Below are 16503 nucleotides of genomic sequence, written 5' to 3' on the forward strand. Positions count from 1 at the left end.
AAAAGTTGAAAGAAGTGAATAGTCGTAAGTGAATAGTGAACAGTGAAGAGTAAAACAACGTTTCAATAATAAATGTTTTCTTGACTAATTCTTCCCATAGGTCTAAAGCGCTGGAAAAACCTATATGACTCTAAAAATAAGGGCAAGGAGGCAGTTATGAAAATTCTTATAGCTGATAAATTTCCTGAGAAACACCTTAGCGAAATTAAAAAGATGAAAACAGAACTCGAATATGCACCTAAATTAAAAGCCGAGGAACTTCCTGAAGCAGCCAAAGAAGCAGATATACTAATTGTCCGTTCAACAGAAGTATATGCTGACTGTATTGAAAAAAGCCATAAATTAAGTCTCATAATCCGTGCCGGAGCCGGGGTAAATAACATAGATATGAAAGCTGCGAGTGAACGGGGAATTTATGTGGCTAATTGCCCCGGGAAAAACAGTATTGCAGTAGCAGAGTTAGCCATGGGGCTAATCCTTTCTCTTGATCGCCGCATTCCTGATAACGTCATTGATATGAGGGCTGGAAAATGGAATAAAGGGAAATACTCCAAAGCAGATGGTATCTTTGGCAAGACGCTGGGAGTAATCGGTGTTGGGCAGATTGGAAAAGAGGTAATCAGAAGGGCAATACCTTTTGGTCTCAAAATAATTGCCTGGTCAAGGTCTCTAACACCGGAAATAGCAGCAGAGCTTGGAGCAAATTTCAGTTCCACAATAAAAGAGCTCATTCCCAAATGTGATATCATATCAGTACATTTAGCTTTAAAACCTGAAACCAAAGGGCTAATAAACAAAGAACTCATTGCAACCATGAAACCAGGGACAATATTTATCAATACTGCAAGGGCAGAGATTGTAGATGAAAACGCACTTGTTGAGGCTGTTAGGGCAGGCAGGATTTGTGTTGGTCTTGATGTCATGAAAGATGAGCCTGAGGCAAAAGAAGGGCAATTTACAGGAGCGATTGCAAAACTGCCTGACATTTATGCAACCCATCATATTGGCGCTTCAACAGAACAGGCGCAGGATGCTGTCGCATCAGAAACGGTTAGGATTCTTAAAGAGTATGTTAGCCAGGGAACTGTGCAGAACTGGGTCAACAGATGCAAAAAGACAAAGGCATTGTGGCAGCTTGTCGTCCGCCATTATGATAAGCCCGGAGTGCTTGCCAATGTTTTAAATGAATTAAAGTCTGACGGGATTAATGTTCAGGAAGTAGAGAATGTTATTTTTGATGGAGAGAAAACAGCCTGCTGCACAATACGGCTTGATTCAAAACCGTCTGATGGAGCAATTGCAAAAATTGGGAACAGGCAAAGCGAAGTCATAAATACAACACTTATTGAACTTAATTAAAGTTGACATTTGTCCCCTTCAATTCAGAATCTTCAATGCACTGTCAAGCTGGGCGTGGCTGCCAAGAATGACAAGAATGTCGCCTGATGAAACATTAAAATCAGCATGGGGATTTGTTATTGCCCTGCCGTTTCTGATAACTGCAATAACTGAGGCTTCGGTTTTTTTCCTGAGGTCAAGCTCGCCTAAGGTTTTTCCGTTTGCAGGTGAATCATCTGTTACAAGAAAGCTGTAAGTAATGGTTGCAACAAGGATTTTTGAGAGGTCTGCCAGTCTTTCTCCTGCCTCTGCTGGTTTTCTGAGCATTGCGTATCCTTTGTTTCTTATAATATTGACCTGATTCAGAATGAGATTTGTGGGAACATAGTGTTCTTTTAATACCCTTGAAAAAATCTCAATGGAGGTTTCAAATTCTTCGGGAATTACTTCGTTTGCTCCAAGTTTATAAAGCTCTTCAACCTCGCTTATGTAGCGGGTTCTGACAATAACAACTATTCCGGGGTTTAATTCCTTAGCAACCTTTACAACAGCCCTTGTTGCCAGAGGGTCAGAGATTGCTATGACAATGGTGTGTGCCTCAGAGATATTAAGATTTTTTAAAACTTCATATTGAGCTGCGTCTCCGTAAAGAACCTGGTGATTCTCCTTTTTTGCAGCATCAACCTTTTCTGAGTTGATTTCAAGAATAAGGTAAGGAATTCCTGTTTCCTTGAGCACACGGGCTAAGTTTTCTCCATTAAGCCCGTACCCAACTATTATTACATGTTTTTTAATTTTATTTATTCTTAGCTCTGCTTCTGAAGTTGATTTTTCAGAATAACGAATCTTTTTTGTTATAAAAATGGAAATGGCAGATGCCTGTTTGATAAGAATGGGAGTTAAAAGCATTGTAAAAAATGCGGCAGAGAGAAGAATTTGATATGCTTCAAAAGTAAGAAGCCCTAATTCCCTGCCTTCATTGAGTAAGATAAAGGAGAATTCTCCTATCTGAAAAAGCCCTAAGGCAACCATCAAAGCAATCCTCAGGGGAGACCCGAGAAGCAGGATTATAAATGTGAGAACTGAAACCTTTAAAATAAAAACAACAAAGGAAAGACCCACAATGGAAAGGAAATTTTTCAAAAAGAAATCCAGATTGAAAAGCATACCAACTGAAATAAAAAATATGCTGTTAAACACATTTTTAAAAGGGAGAATTTCAGCAATTATCTGATGGGAGTATTCTGATTCTGAGATTACAAGCCCTGCCACAAAAGCTCCGAGGGCCAGAGACAAGCCAAAGCTTGATGTGAGCCATGCTGTTCCAAGGCATAACAGGAAAATAGTGAGTGTAAATACCTCTCTGTTATTTAATCTGACAACCTGCTTCAGGATTTTTGGTGCTAGAATATATGAAATAAGAAAGATTGCAGTTGCAGAGAGCAGTGCTGTAATAAGAGTTTTAATCACAAGGAAAAGAGAGGATGAAGAACTCTTTGAGAGTAACTGGATAGAAAGTAACATTGGTATAACGGCTAAATCCTGAAACAAAAGAATTCCCGTACTGAGATTTCCCTGTGGTGAATCAGTAATCCCATAGTCAGAGTAAAGCTTAAGGATGATTGCTGTGCTGCTTAAGGTTATAAGAAATCCAATGAGCAATGAATTGGGCAGTGGATGGTTTTGGAAAAATAATGGAATGGAAACAAGCCCTGTGGTTAAAAAAACCTGAAGCCCGCCACCCAAAAGCCAGGACTTTTTTGATTTCATCATTCTTGTGATTGAGGATTCAATTCCTATTGAAAATAATAACAGAACTACACCTATTTGTGCTAACAGTTCAACTGTTTGAACTTCATGGATAAGCTTTCCGCCATATGGTCCAATAATGACACCACTGATTAGAAAACCTATAACAGGAGGAAGTTTAAGGTAATGGAAGATTATGCTGACTGGAACAGAGACAGCGAGAAGGATTATTAAGTCAATCAGCAAAGGAATTTGTTCCATAAGTATTAACTATATTCTTCCAAACAGAAAGATTCCAAGATAACATCGGGCTACACATTATGTCATTGCCTGCCTACCGCAGGCAGGCTTTAGGGCTACCTGTCTGCCGACAGGCAGGAAGCCCTTCGCAATGACGAGCGAGGGACCTGCTCGCAATGACAACCAGAAGATAGCAGTTCTCCATTGGAAAGTTCAAGGAGTTTTTGCAATGAAGGATTTATCTTGAAATTTAAAGCTAAATAGCCTAATTAAATAGATAATAAAAATCTGCAAGAAAGGAGATAATATAATGGTGAATATGAAATTCAGAATGTATCTTTTATTAGCCGTTCTATTTGCAATAGTCTACGCTATTATTACAGTAGGAGGTACTTTTTTAGGGATTGGAAACTTTTATTTCTACTTAACAATATCCATTGGGATGATGCTTGTTCAATATATGATAGGTCCAAAGATTGTTGAATGGTCAATGGGAGTAAAGTACATCAATAAAGGAGAATATCCAAAATTGGACAGGATGATTGATGAGCTTGCAGTGAGTGCAAAAATTCCAAAACCCAGAATCGGCATCTGTGAAACACCAATGCCGAATGCCTTTGCTTTTGGCAGGGGAGTAAATGACGGAAGGGTTTGTGTAACAAGAGGGATTCTTAATATCCTTGAACAAAATGAGCTGAAAGCAGTTTTAGCCCATGAAATGAGCCATCTTAAAAACAGGGATGTGCTTTTTATAACAATTCTTTCAGTTATTCCAATGATTCTTTACCGCATTGCGTGGAACTTCATGTTTTTTGGCGGAGGAAGAGACAGGGAAGGCAGCGGCGGTAATGCTGCGCTTGTCGGAATGGCTGCTTTTCTTTTTTATTTCATTACAAACCTTCTGGTTCTCTATGCGTCAAGGATAAGGGAATATTTTGCTGACAGGGGGTCAATGCAATTGGGAAGTCAACCTGCTGACCTTGCATCAGCGCTTTATAAGCTTGTCTATGGTTCAGCTAAAATGCCAAAAGAGGCATTGAAACAGGTTGAAGGGATGAAGGCATTTTTTATCAATGACCCTTCAAGGGCATTGCGTGAAATCCGCGAGTTGCAGCAGCTGGATTTGGACAGAAGCGGTACAATTGATGCCGGTGAATTAGAGGCTTTACGCATAAAAACCATTAAATTAAGCTTTAGTGACAGGCTTATGGAAACTCTGAGCACTCACCCTAATATGCTCAAGAGGATTAATGAGCTTTCAAAAGCTAACAGAAGATTCTGAAATCGCGAACCGTGATTCGTGGCTTGTCAAACGTTGTTCGGTAAATTACGAAAGACGAGGCACGGACTCAGTGTCACAATCCACTGCTAAACTCTCTCTTCACTTCATCAAGCTTTTCTGGATTCAAGAATAAATCAAGAGCGGTTAATGCAAGGGCTTTTGCTCCAATAATTAAACCATCATCTCCGCTTGAAGAAATTGCAGCCTGCGCGCTCTGTCCGTAGAACTTAAACCTCATCTGAACATTTGCAAGAAATTTTAAGTATAATTGATTTTGAGCGGTTCGACAAAAGTGAAGGTTAATCATTTGACAGCAACAACTTACAGTCACAAAAAGGGTAGGGGAGGCTAAAGCCTCCCCTACCCAAAACATCTAACCGACTTGTACAACTTACTGAACCTGCGGTGCTTCACCCCCGACTAATTTCTCAGCCTCTGACTTGGCGTTGTTGCACGGAGTGTCAAGAGAAACTTTGATTTCTTCAAGCTGTTTAATTGCATCATCAAGTTTTTCTTTCTTTTCTAAGATATTTTCATCCCCGGAAAGTCCGGAAGCCTGCTGAATCGTGGCATCTGCCTTTGTCAGATTATCTTTTGCGTCTGTGAGATTTTTGTCAAAATCTGATTTAATCTGTTTTTTTAACTCATTAATCTTAGTCTTTGCTTCTTTTTTCTTGCCCTTATCCTTTATCTTGGGCAACACACTCTTTAATGCTTCGTCAATACATGATGAGGATGCAGACTCAATAAGCTGGCTTACTGTGCCTTTGGTTTCAGCAGCCTTTTGTGAAAGCGGTTCAATCTCACTCTTTATTTTTTCAAGTTTTTCAGAAGCAGCATCCTTTGCAGCTGTGAATTTATCTTTTGCAGCAACAAAAGAGGTTTTTGCTTTTTCATAATTCTTTCCTGTCATTTCAATTTCAGCCGCCTGCTTTTCAGTCACTGCAGCCTGGTATTCTTCAGGCGCGAGCTTTTCAGCGTTAGCAGCAACCGCATCCTTTTCTGCTGCCTCAGTATCTGCCTTCTCTTTTGTCGGAGGCCTTTGGCATCCAACAACTGCAAGTGAAACTGCAACAAACAAAACACAGAAAATCAGTATTGGACTCCTCTTGAACTTGTTCATATGCACTCCTTTAAAAATGTTTGGTTAAATTAAAAGTTAATAAATATTAATAAAAATGTTTTTAAAAATATTTAATCAAAATCCTCTTTTCAACACCACCTCCTGTACCATATAAGTTATTTAGAAATGGATTCGCTCTTTTTTCTCTCTCTTTTCCTTCTTCTTCTCCTTTAAACTTTTTACCGGCTTTCTCTTTTGCTCCTTTTTGACTTTATCCATTCCTTTCATTTTTTAGCCTCCAAAAAATTATTGGTTTTTAATTAATTGGTAAGTTCCTTATTCATTTTTTTAATTCAGACTGGAGAGTTAGTATCAAATTTTTTAAAAAAAATCAATATAATTTTTTATTAAAAATATTTTTTATTATTTCAAGCAAAATAGTGGTTATTTAATTTATGCAATGTTTACTTTAATAAGGATTATTGGGTCGGATAGTTTTTATAGGATTGAAAAGCCTGCAAATCAAAGAGGGAGACTTGTTTTATGCCTCCCTCTTCTTTAATTCTTACTGATGATTTTTACTTTATTTATTCAGACTTTTCTGATTTGCCTTCTTCTTTTTCCTCTGGTGCAGGTGCTGCGGCTGTTTCTTTTTTTGGCTCAGAGGCTGCTCCTATACCAAGGGCTTCTCTTGTTTTTGAGCCTGGAATTCCATCAGCCTTTAAGCCTTTTTTCTCCTGAAATTTCTTGATTGCCTCAGTTGTGGCATCATCTAAATTGCCGTTTGCTTCACCGCTGTAGCTTCCATCAGCCTTTAAGGCTTCCTGAACGGCTTTTATTGTTGATGCCTTGTACTTTGGCATTTCAGGTGCTGCTTTTTCTTCTGCTGCAGGAGTGGCTTCTGGCGTTGCAGGCTGTGCTGCTTCAACAGGGGCTGCTTCCATTTTGGCAGCTTCTCCGGTCCCTTCCTCTGAAAAGACTGGTAAAGCTAAAAAACAGATAAATCCAACTAATAATAAAGAAAGAAAAGTTTTCTTAATCAATATAATCACCTCCTTTTATTTGTAAAATAAAATTTGAAATTAATTAGATTTTTTACATAGTTGTTTCAATTATTGCAAGCATTTTCTATACTATTTGAACTTTTGCTTGACAATAAAAAATCTATATTACTTATTAATAGTCCAGCTTAAACTAATTTGTAAACTTTTCTAACAGAATAATAAGGAGTTTTAAATGGCAACAGAGAGATCTCTTGTAATGGTTAAGCCTGATGGAGTCGCAAAAGGAGCAGCTGGAGATATTATTTCAAGGTTTGAGAAAGCCGGCTTAAGGCTTATTGGTCTCAAGATGATTCATATGGAAAAAAGAAAAGCTGAAGGCTTTTATATTGTCCACAGGGAAAGACCTTTCTATAATGACCTCACAAACTTTATGTCCTCAGGTCCAACTGTTGTAATAGCGCTTGAAGGAGAAGGTGCAATTGCAAAAATACGTGATATGATGGGACCAACAGATTCAAAGAAAGCGCTTAAAGGAACTATCAGGGGTGAGTGGGGAACTGATGTTGAAAAAAATGCTGTTCATGGTTCTGACTCAAAGGAATCTGCAAGCTTTGAAATACCTTATTTTTTTAACAGACTTGAACTTTTTTGATTGTCAAATATGGAAAGAACAGTTAACCTATTGACTATCATTTTGTACTGATTCGTTAAGATTTCAAATTATAATTTCTAATATTTCCAAGTCAGTACTGCGGGTCAGGGAAAAACACTCCTCTATCTTTTGCAAGATTAAAAACTGAACAGAGTCTATTTATTTTTGTAAAGAACCAAAAAGTATTATTTTAAAATATTTATCAGCTTACTTTGCCTTAACATTTTAAATTGCAAGGAGAATTTTTTATGGAAGAAAAAAGGATAAAGGATAGAAGATTAGGTTCTGACAGGAGGCTTTTTATTTCCGTTGTAGATAACAGGTACTATGAAAAACGGAGAATTTTAAAAGTGAAAATAATAATGAGTACAAAACAGGCATATGTTGGGGAGTTTCATCTTTCTGAAGCAAAAAGAGGATTATCAGATGCAATGAATTATGAAAAGTCCTTTATAAACCTCACAGATGTAAGAATAGATGATTTTTCAGAAGTTATTCCCTCTATTTCATTAAACAAGGAACGGATTGTTTCTGTTGAAGAAATTTCATCAAGAAAAGCTCTTAGCTTGGAAGAAGGCAAAGCTGTAGCATAAACATAATTGCAAACTTTTGCCTTTACATCTTCAGCTTTATCTGCTACAAAAATCACTGTTTTAAAGTTTCAATCTCGATAGGCAGAGGGTTTTCTAACCTTGTCTTTGCAGAACAAGAATGCCCTGCCTATCGATAATCGTTTTTCAAAATCTGGATAATCAAGCATAATATATACTTAGGAGGCTGGTATGCAAAAAGTTGTTATTGTAAGCGCTGTAAGGACGCCATTTGGAAATTTTGGCGGGGTTCTCAGGGATTTCACATCTGCTGAGCTTGGCGGAATGGTACTTACAGAGGTAATGAAAAGAATAAATCTTGACCCAAAGCTTGTTGAGGAGGTTTGTTTTGGAATAAACCTGCCTGGTTCAGACCGCTCTATTGCGCGTCAGGCAGCCTTAAAGGCAGGAATTTCTGATGATATTCCAGCTATCTCTCTTGACAGGGCATGCTGTTCAAGCATGACTGCCATGGGTATTGAATCCCAGAACATACAGCTTGGACAGGTTAATATTGCAGCTGCAGGAGGAGCTGAGAATATGAGCCAGGTCCCCTATTTTATCCACGCAGCAAGGTGGGGACAGCGCATTGGAGATATAGTTTTATCAGACCAGCTTGTAATTAAATGCCCTTATTCAGGCGTTCCAAGAGCCATTCAGGCAGGAAAAGAGGCTCTTGAATTTGGCATTACAAGAGAGGACCAGGACAAATGGGCTTTGAGAAGCCAGCAGTTTTGCGGAAAGGCGCAGGCAGAGGGAAAGTTCGAGGACGAGATAATGACAATTAAAATCCCTCAGAAAAAAGGGGAGCCTTTAATAGTTGACAAAGATGAGGCACCAAGACCTGACATAACCCTTGAAAAATTAGCAAAGCTTCCAACAGTTAACCAGAGCCCTACAGTTACAGCAGGAAATGCTCCGGGGCTGAATACAGGAGCCTCTGCAGTTATTCTGATGTCTGAGGAAAAGGCAAAGGAGATGAAGCTTCCTGTCATTGCAACTCTTATCTCCCATGCCCGCTATGCAGGGCATCCTCAGAGGATAGCTTCAATTCCAGCACATACAGCAAAGATAGCTTTAAAGAGGGCTAACCTGACAATTGATGATATAAAGCTTATAGAGATTAATGAAGCCTTTGCAGCAATGCCTCTTGTTTCAAGCAAAATCCTTGGAGACTCTGACCCTGAAAGGGTTGAGAAAATCAGAGAAAAGCTGAATGTCAACGGGGGTGCTGTTGCAATCGGGCATCCAACAGGCGCAACAGGTGCAAGGCTTGTTATGACCCTTGCCTATGAACTAAAAAGGCGCGGCGGTGGATATGGCTTGGCTTCAATATGCGGAGGAATCGGAGAAGGAGAAGCATGTGTGATTAAGGTATAGGGAGGAAAATATAAGGGAAAAGGTAAAGTTCAAATGTCAAAGCTCAAAGTCCAAAGTAAATTCCAAATTCAAATGAAAGAAATGAAAAAAAATCTTTTGGCATTTTGTCATTAGACATTCATTTGACATTTGAACTTAATATTTTAAGGAGCTGTTAAGGTGTTTGACAGGGAAAAATTAAGAGAGATTGAAAAGAAAAAGAAGGAATGGGAAGAGAGAATATTAAAAGAATATCTAAAGAAAAATCCTGAGAGAAAAGAAAAGTTTGTTACAAATTCAGAGCAGGAGATAAGAAGGCTTTATACCCCGCTTGACCTTGAGGAAATAGGGTTTGATTATCTCAAAGACTCAGGTTTTCCCGGTGATTATCCATATACCCGCGGTATTGACCCAAATATGTACAGAAGCCAGTTCTGGACAATGAGCCAGTATGCCGGCTATGGGTCAGCAGAGGATACAAACAAGTGGTACAAGTATCTTTTAAAGCAGGGACAAAAGGGGAACAGCGTTGCCTTTGACCTTCCTACACAGCTTGGCTATGATTCAGACCACCCAATGTCTTTTGGAGAGGTTGGCAAGGTTGGTGTTGCGGTTGATACCCTTGCGGATATGGAAATTCTTTTTGACGGAATCTCAATTGGCGAGATACGCCAGTCAATGACAATTAATGCGTCAGCCTCAATCATTCTTGCTATGTACATAGCAATTGCAGAAAAACAGGGAATAGATAAAAAGGACATAGAGGTTTTTCTGCAGAATGATATTCTGAAGGAATACATAGGAAGAGGGGCGTATGTTTTCCCTGTAAAGCCCTCATTAAGGCTCGTCACTGATATCATAGAATACTGCGCAAAAAATATGCCCAAATCAAGCCCACAGCGTGTTTGCGGCTACCATATGAGGGAGTCAGGAGCAACTGCAACCCAGGAAGTTGGCTTTACCCTCTCAAATGCAATTACATATATAAAATCTGCTCTTGAAAGAGGATTGAGTGTTGATGATTTTGCCCCAGGACTTTTAATATTCCTTTCAGGAGACAATGAGTTTTTTGAAGAGGTTGCAAAATTCAGGGCAACAAGGAAAATGTGGGCACAGCTCATGAAGGAGAAGTTTGGTGCAAAAAATCCAAAGTCAATGCAGATAAGATTCTTTGGATATAGCTCGGGAAGCACTCTGACAGCACAGCAACCGCTTAACAATATAATAAGGGTAAGCCTTGAGGCACTTGCAATGATTTTGGGCGGGGGACAGTTTATATTCCTTTCCTCATATGATGAGGCAAAGGCTCTTCCTTCAGAAGAATCTATAAGAATTGCTTTAAGAACACAGCAGATAATTGCCAACGAGACAGGGGTTGCGGATACTGTTGACCCGCTTTCAGGCTCTTATTATGTTGAGTACCTGACCAGCCAGATTGAAAAAGGGGCGCAGGAATATATTGACAGGATAGAGAAAATGGGCGGCTCGGTTGTGGCTATTGAAAGGGGATATATTCAGGAAGAGATTGCAAAAGAGGCATATAAGAAACAGAGAGAAATCGAGCAAAAAAAGAAAATAATAGTTGGAGTTAATGAGTATAAAATTGATGAAAAAGAAAAACGGGAGGTTATGAAAATCAACCCGGAAGTGGAGAAAAAGCAGATAGAGAGGTTGAATAAGGCAAAGAGAGAGAGAGACAATAAGAAAGTTGAGGAAGCCCTGAAGAAGGTGAGAGAAGCAGCAAAGGGGAATCAGAATATAGTCCCTGTAATGATTGAAGCAGTTAAAACTTATGCCTCAATTGGTGAAATATGCGGAGTCTTGCGTGAGGTGTTTGGGAAATATGAAGGAAGAAGCGTTTTTTAGATAAAAATAAAGATAAAAAATAATTCATTTTTTATATTTAAATTTTCCAAAGGAGGAGATATTCCTATGAAGCCACTTGAAGGTATACGCGTTCTCGGTTTTGAGAACCAGGTTGCAGGTCCCTACTGCACAATGATGCTTGCAGAACAGGGGGCTGAAGTAATCAAGATTGAGTCTCCCGGAACAGGAGATTCTGCAAGAGAGATGGGTCCGATTGTAAAAAATGCAAAGGGTGAAAAGCAGAGCGGCTATTTTTTAAGATTTAACAGGAACAAGAAGGGAATTACTCTTGATATAAGAAAAGATAAAGGGAAAGAGATTTTTAAGGAACTTGTCAAGGTTTCAGATGTAGTTGTTGAAAATTTCAGGCCCGGTCTTATGGATAAATCAGGGCTTGGATATGATGTGCTGAAAAAGATTAACCCTAAGCTGATTTATGCAGGCATCAGCGGATTCGGACAGATGAAGGGTTTTGAAGGACCTTTTAAGGACAGAACTGCTTTTGATATGGTAGTTCAGTCAATGGGAGGTTTGATGAATAATGTTGGAGAGGAAAATGGTTCTCCGCAGTGGCTTGGCATTGCCCTTGGTAATATTTATTCAGGTGTAATGGCTTCCTATGGGATTACTCTTGCCTTAATCACCCGCGGTAAAACCGGCAAGGGTCAATACATAGATGTATCAATGTATGACAATATCATTTCTTTGAATGAAAGGGCTCTTACATTTTATTCTCTCACAGGAGGAATACTCGCAAGAGGAAGAGACAAACTGGTATATCCAATCGGACCTTTCAGAGTAAAAGACGGATACATTGCAATGATAATTCCAATTGAGTCCATCTGGCAAAAACTCTGCAAGGTGCTTGGCAGAGAAGACCTTGGGACAGATGAAAGATATAATTCAGGACCAAAAAGGGCTGCAAATATTGATTACTTGCAGCCAATAATTGAAAGCTGGCTTAAGGACAAAACCAAGACAGAAGCAGAAAACCTTCTCATAAAAAAAGGTGTCCCGGCAGGACAGGTTCAGAATGCCAAGGATATTTTTGAATGCCCTCACGCAAAGGCAAGGAATATGTTTGTTGAAATGGACGACCCGATTCTTGGCACGATAAAAATGGTAAATATGCCTCTCAAAATGTCAGATGTTTCCCAGACAAAACCAAACCCTGCTCCGCTTCTTGGACAGCATAATGAAGAAATACTCGGAAGCCTTCTCAAGTACAGCAAGGCGGATATTGAGAAGATGAAGAGTGAAGGAGTTATCTGAAAATAAATGTCAAATAACAAAGTTCAAAGCTCAAACAAAATTCAAATAACAAAAATTTGATTTGGCATTTAGTCATTTGGTATTCATTTGACATTTGAGCTTTGATATTTGGATTTTTATGAAAACAAAAAAGTTTTAAATAAAGGAGGAATTTTTATGATTAAGGTAAAAGATGTTCACAGAATAGGAATCCTTGTTAAGGACCTTGATAAAGCTGTTAAACTCTTTACAACAATTTTCGGAGCGAAAGTTGGTATTACCTACAGAAAGGATGAAACAGAAAATTATCAGCTAACTTACGATGAGATTCCACCGGTTGGATTGAAATCAGCTTATCTCACTATTGGCAAGAATTTTCAGATTGAACTGATGGCTCCTTCAACCCCTGACGGAGTAATGGCAAAAGAGTTAGAAAGAAAGGGTGAGGGAATATATTCAATTTCCTTTCAAGTTGATAACGTTGTAGAAGCAATAAAAGACCTTGAAGCCAACGGTGTGAGAGTGGTTGGAAAACAACTTGACTGGAAAACAAAAACTAATCAGGGAGAGGTTCATACCCCCTATGCTTTAACCCATCCAAAAGATTCCTGTGGATTTATGATTGAGATTGGAATGAGATAAATTGAAATGAAATTCCCTCTAAAAAGAGCTCTTGAGATTATCAAAATCCTTCAAAAAGAATATCCGGGGTCAAAAATCGCTCTTGATTATGCAAATCCATTAGAGCTTCTGGTCTCAACTATTCTCTCAGCACAGTGCACGGACAGACAGGTCAATATTGTTACAAAAACTCTTTTTAAAAAATATAATACAGCAACAGACTATGCTAACGCTAATATAAAGGAGTTTGAGCAGGATATAAAATCAACCGGGTTCTACCGCAACAAGGCTAAAAATATTATTGAATCCTGCAAAATCATAGAAAAAAAATATAATGGCAAGGTTCCTGATACAATGGGGGAGATTCTAACTTTTCCGGGAGTTGCCCGAAAGACTGCAAACATTGTCCTCTCAAATGCCTATGGGGTTGTTGTCGGGATTGCTGTTGACACCCACGTGAGGAGGCTTTCACAGCGTCTTGGATTCAGCAGGAATGATAACCCTGACAAGATTGAACAGGACCTGATGGAATTATTTCCAAAGAAGGAATGGTTTAAACTTAATTATCTCTTGATTGAACACGGAAGGAAAATCTGTCAGGCAAAAAAACCTCTCTGCCCTGAATGCCCTGTAAAAAAAACCTGCCCCTCTGCAAAGAAGTTTTACAAAGAGTAAATTAACTCTTTTCTTTTTTCTCTTCCCTGTACAGCCCTAAAATTAGCAATCCTGTGCCAATTGAGATAGAGGTATCTGCAATATTGAAGGCAGGCCAGTGGATGTCATACCAGTGGACATCTATGAAATCCCTTACAACACCTAAAGCGAAACGGTCTATCAGGTTCCCAACTGCACCACTTAGTATAAGGGTAATGGCTAACTGGTTTAATATGCTGTTTTTAGCATATGCTATGAAGAAGTATATCAGACCTGCAATCGCAAGGATTGAGATGACAATAAAGAATGGAGTCCTGAAGGATTCACTCCTGTCAGACAAGATTCCAAAAGCTGCGCCCTTGTTGAGAATATAGGTTATATGAAAGAAATTTTCTGATATGGTTATTGACTGATGGAGAACCATTTTGGTCTGGATAAGGTACTTTGTAAGCTGATCAAGGATTAATGATATTAAAAAAACTATTAATATTATTGCTCTATTTTTCATACTTGATTGATTAATACTTGCCAGAAAAATAATGTAGAAACAGGTCTTTAGAGGTTGACCGAGAATGTCATTGCGAGGAGCAAGATTCCTTCGCCTGTCATTGCGAGCGATAGCGAAGCAATCTCATTGGCTCGGAACAGGCTCCGCAATCTCAGAATCAATTTGTAAATAAAGGGATTGCCACGCTCCCTTTGGTCGCTCGCAATGACAGACACGGAATTCTCGGTCAGCCTGTAAAGGTCTGTTTCTACAAATTTAAGCTTAGAGTATTTTAAAATGTTTTTAACTAAGTTTCATTCCTCCAATAATTTCCTTTATACTTCCTATCTTATTTTTAATCAGAAAGTTCTCAACACCATCAACAATTTCTTCAGAAACATTCGGGTTAACAAAATTTGCTGTTCCAATGCTTACTGCTGTTGCCCCTGCCAGGAAGAATTCAATTGCATCTTTATAATTTCCTATCCCTCCCATTCCAATCAACGGGATTTTGACCTTCTTGTAAACTGAAAACACCATATAAACTGCAACAGGTTTTATTGCAGGACCTGACAATCCCCCTGATATATTCCCTAATTTTGGCTTTCTGGTTTTTATATCAATTGCCATTCCGTTTAAGGTATTTATGAGTGAAAGGGCATCAGCGCCTGCGTCCTCAGCAGCTATGGCAATCTCTGTTATGTCTGAGACATTAGGAGAAAGCTTGACTATTAACGGGAGCGAGACAGAGGCTTTTAGTCTTTTTATAAGGCTATAAGTCAGCTTTGGGTCTTTGCCAAAAGCTATGCCTCCTTTTTTTATGTTTGGACAGGAGATGTTTACCTCAAACCCGTGAACTCCTTCTTCGTTATCAATTTTTTGAGCAACTTCTATGTATTCTTTTTCCGAGTACCCAAAAATATTCACCAGAACTTTTGTTTTATATTTCCTAAGCAGAGGAAGCTTTTCTTTTATGAATGCATCTGCGCCAATATTTTGAAGCCCTATTGAATTTAACATTCCTGCAGGGGTTTCGCATATTCTTGGCGGAAGATTCCCGTTGCATGGTTTTGATGATAGCCCTTTGACAGCAATTCCTCCAATCTTGTTCAAGTCAATGAATTTTAGGTATTCTTCTCCGTACCCAAAAGTTCCTGAAGCAGTAATAACGGGGTTTTTAAATTTTATCCCCGCAATCTTAACGCTTAAATCGGGTTTAATCTTTTTCATAATAAATTAATGACAAAGCTCAAAGTTCAAATGAATATCAAAGCTTTAAATCCAAAACTTTTGAATTGAATATTTAAAGATTGATATTAATTTTAACATTTTGTCATTTCAAATTTGTTTGTTATTTGGATTTTGTAATTTGTCATTTACCTATCTGCTCCCAATCTATCTCTCCAGCATCAAACACCGGTCCATCCTTGCAGACCATTTTGTATCTGCTTCCATTATCATTGTTCTCAATCTTTACAGCGCATCCAAGGCATACGCCAAATCCGCAAGCCATATTTGCTTCAAATGAAATCTGGCATGGGATTTCATATTCCTCAGCTACGGATGACACGACTTTTAACATATTGTTTGGTCCGCTTGCAAAAATTGAAGTTTTGCTTTTCTCCTTTGTAAGTGTTCTAAGCAGTTTTTCAAGCTGATTGTTTATCATTCCTTTTTCGCCAAGCGAGCCGTCTTCAGTTGCTATCAGTATTTTTGCCCCAAGATTTTTAATTAGGTTTAAACATAAGATTTCACTTTTGTTTTTTGCTCCATAAAGAAAATGGATGTTTTTCTTTTTAATCCCTTTTTTTATGAGAGACCTTAATAAAAAAACCAATGGAGCTATTCCGATTCCTCCTGCTATTAAAACTGCAGATTCAAGACCATTGCCGGCATTGAATCCGTTTCCAAGAGGACCGAGGATGTCAATATTATCTCCTTTTTTAAAACCGGTCATAATCTCGGTTCCCCTGCCTACTACTTTGTAAAGAAGCTCTAGGGAAGAAGAGTTTTTTATATCGTGAATACTCAAGGGTCTTCTCAGGAATGCATCGAAGTCGTTCCCAGTCCTGACCATCACAAACTGCCCGGGTTTTGCCTCTTGCGCAATTCCGGGGCAGGTTAGTTTCATTTCCCATGAGGTTGGGGATATTTTTTTGTTAGAAGTTATCTTAGCGTACATACTAATATTTCACCTGAAAATGGCAGGTCAGGAGACCTGTCTCTACCCTGGGTAGTATTGGGTTTCCTGACCCAATACCTATTTTAATATTTCTTTTTATCATTGAAAGGTATAGGTTCCGGAAAGCAAACGGGAGGAGAAAGAAAACTTGCGTTAAATTCAAAT

Annotated in this window: 15 protein-coding genes; 9 read left to right on the forward strand and 6 right to left on the reverse strand. The window is 38.7% G+C overall.

From position 1 onward, the window contains the following. Nucleotides 1-156 precede the first annotated feature (156 nt). Entirely contained in the window at nucleotides 157-1359 is a 1203-nt protein-coding gene (locus A3H37_05265) for a hypothetical protein (GenBank protein ID OGL48383.1), read from the forward strand. Nucleotides 1360-1377: 18 nt separating this feature from the next. Here A3H37_05265 and A3H37_05270 read toward each other — a convergent pair whose 3' ends face one another. Next, nucleotides 1378-3348: a hypothetical protein gene (locus tag A3H37_05270; GenBank protein ID OGL48384.1), complete on the reverse strand. Its 1971-nt coding sequence runs from the start codon at nucleotides 3346-3348 to the stop codon at nucleotides 1378-1380. Nucleotides 3349-3637: 289 nt separating this feature from the next. On the opposite strand from A3H37_05270, the gene A3H37_05275 reads away from it, so the two are divergent. After that, nucleotides 3638-4609, forward strand: a complete 972-nt coding sequence (locus A3H37_05275) for a peptidase (protein OGL48385.1) — start codon at nucleotides 3638-3640, stop codon at nucleotides 4607-4609. 391 nt (nucleotides 4610-5000) lie between these two features. Here the strand turns inward: A3H37_05275 and A3H37_05280 are convergent, their stop codons facing one another. Further along, a complete protein-coding gene (locus tag A3H37_05280; GenBank protein OGL48386.1) occupies nucleotides 5001-5732 on the reverse strand; it encodes a hypothetical protein in 732 nt (243 codons plus the stop codon). Nucleotides 5733-6259: 527 nt separating this feature from the next. Then, on the reverse strand, nucleotides 6260-6715 hold the full coding sequence (locus tag A3H37_05285; GenBank protein ID OGL48387.1) for a hypothetical protein: 456 nt from the start codon (nucleotides 6713-6715) through the stop codon (nucleotides 6260-6262). Nucleotides 6716-6908: 193 nt separating this feature from the next. On the opposite strand from A3H37_05285, the gene A3H37_05290 reads away from it, so the two are divergent. From A3H37_05290 to A3H37_05320, 7 genes are all read left to right on the forward strand, one after another. Then, nucleotides 6909-7328: a nucleoside-diphosphate kinase gene (locus A3H37_05290; protein ID OGL48388.1), complete on the forward strand. Its 420-nt coding sequence runs from the start codon at nucleotides 6909-6911 to the stop codon at nucleotides 7326-7328. A gap of 248 nt (nucleotides 7329-7576) precedes the next feature. Continuing rightward, entirely contained in the window at nucleotides 7577-7921 is a 345-nt protein-coding gene (locus A3H37_05295; GenBank protein OGL48389.1) for a hypothetical protein, read from the forward strand. Between the two features lie 189 nt (nucleotides 7922-8110). Next, nucleotides 8111-9298: a hypothetical protein gene (locus A3H37_05300; GenBank protein ID OGL48390.1), complete on the forward strand. Its 1188-nt coding sequence runs from the start codon at nucleotides 8111-8113 to the stop codon at nucleotides 9296-9298. Between the two features lie 159 nt (nucleotides 9299-9457). Continuing rightward, nucleotides 9458-11143, forward strand: coding sequence for a methylmalonyl-CoA mutase (locus tag A3H37_05305; GenBank protein ID OGL48391.1), 1686 nt, complete (start codon nucleotides 9458-9460; stop codon nucleotides 11141-11143). A gap of 66 nt (nucleotides 11144-11209) precedes the next feature. Beyond that, nucleotides 11210-12415: a hypothetical protein gene (locus tag A3H37_05310; GenBank protein ID OGL48392.1), complete on the forward strand. Its 1206-nt coding sequence runs from the start codon at nucleotides 11210-11212 to the stop codon at nucleotides 12413-12415. Between the two features lie 108 nt (nucleotides 12416-12523). Continuing rightward, complete coding sequence (locus tag A3H37_05315) at nucleotides 12524-13036, forward strand: hypothetical protein (protein OGL48393.1); 513 nt, start codon at nucleotides 12524-12526, stop codon at nucleotides 13034-13036. A 6-nt stretch (nucleotides 13037-13042) separates the two neighbouring features. Next, nucleotides 13043-13690, forward strand: a complete 648-nt coding sequence (locus A3H37_05320) for an endonuclease III (GenBank protein OGL48394.1) — start codon at nucleotides 13043-13045, stop codon at nucleotides 13688-13690. A 1-nt stretch (nucleotide 13691) separates the two neighbouring features. Here the strand turns inward: A3H37_05320 and A3H37_05325 are convergent, their stop codons facing one another. From A3H37_05325 to A3H37_05335, 3 genes are all read right to left on the reverse strand, one after another. Further along, the gene (locus A3H37_05325) at nucleotides 13692-14177 is read right to left on the reverse strand and encodes a signal peptidase II (protein OGL48395.1); all 486 of its coding nucleotides are present in this window, start codon (nucleotides 14175-14177) and stop codon (nucleotides 13692-13694) included. 282 nt (nucleotides 14178-14459) lie between these two features. Further along, complete coding sequence (locus A3H37_05330) at nucleotides 14460-15386, reverse strand: dihydroorotate dehydrogenase B catalytic subunit (protein OGL48396.1); 927 nt, start codon at nucleotides 15384-15386, stop codon at nucleotides 14460-14462. 142 nt (nucleotides 15387-15528) lie between these two features. Next, nucleotides 15529-16338 (reverse strand): hypothetical protein, encoded by an 810-nt coding sequence (locus A3H37_05335; protein OGL48397.1) that lies wholly within the window; start codon nucleotides 16336-16338, stop codon nucleotides 15529-15531. Nucleotides 16339-16503 lie beyond the last annotated feature (165 nt).

The sequence above is a fragment of the Candidatus Schekmanbacteria bacterium RIFCSPLOWO2_02_FULL_38_14 genome (genome assembly GCA_001790855.1).
Taxonomy (GTDB): Bacteria; Schekmanbacteria; GWA2-38-11; order GWA2-38-11; family GWA2-38-11; genus 2-02-FULL-38-14-A.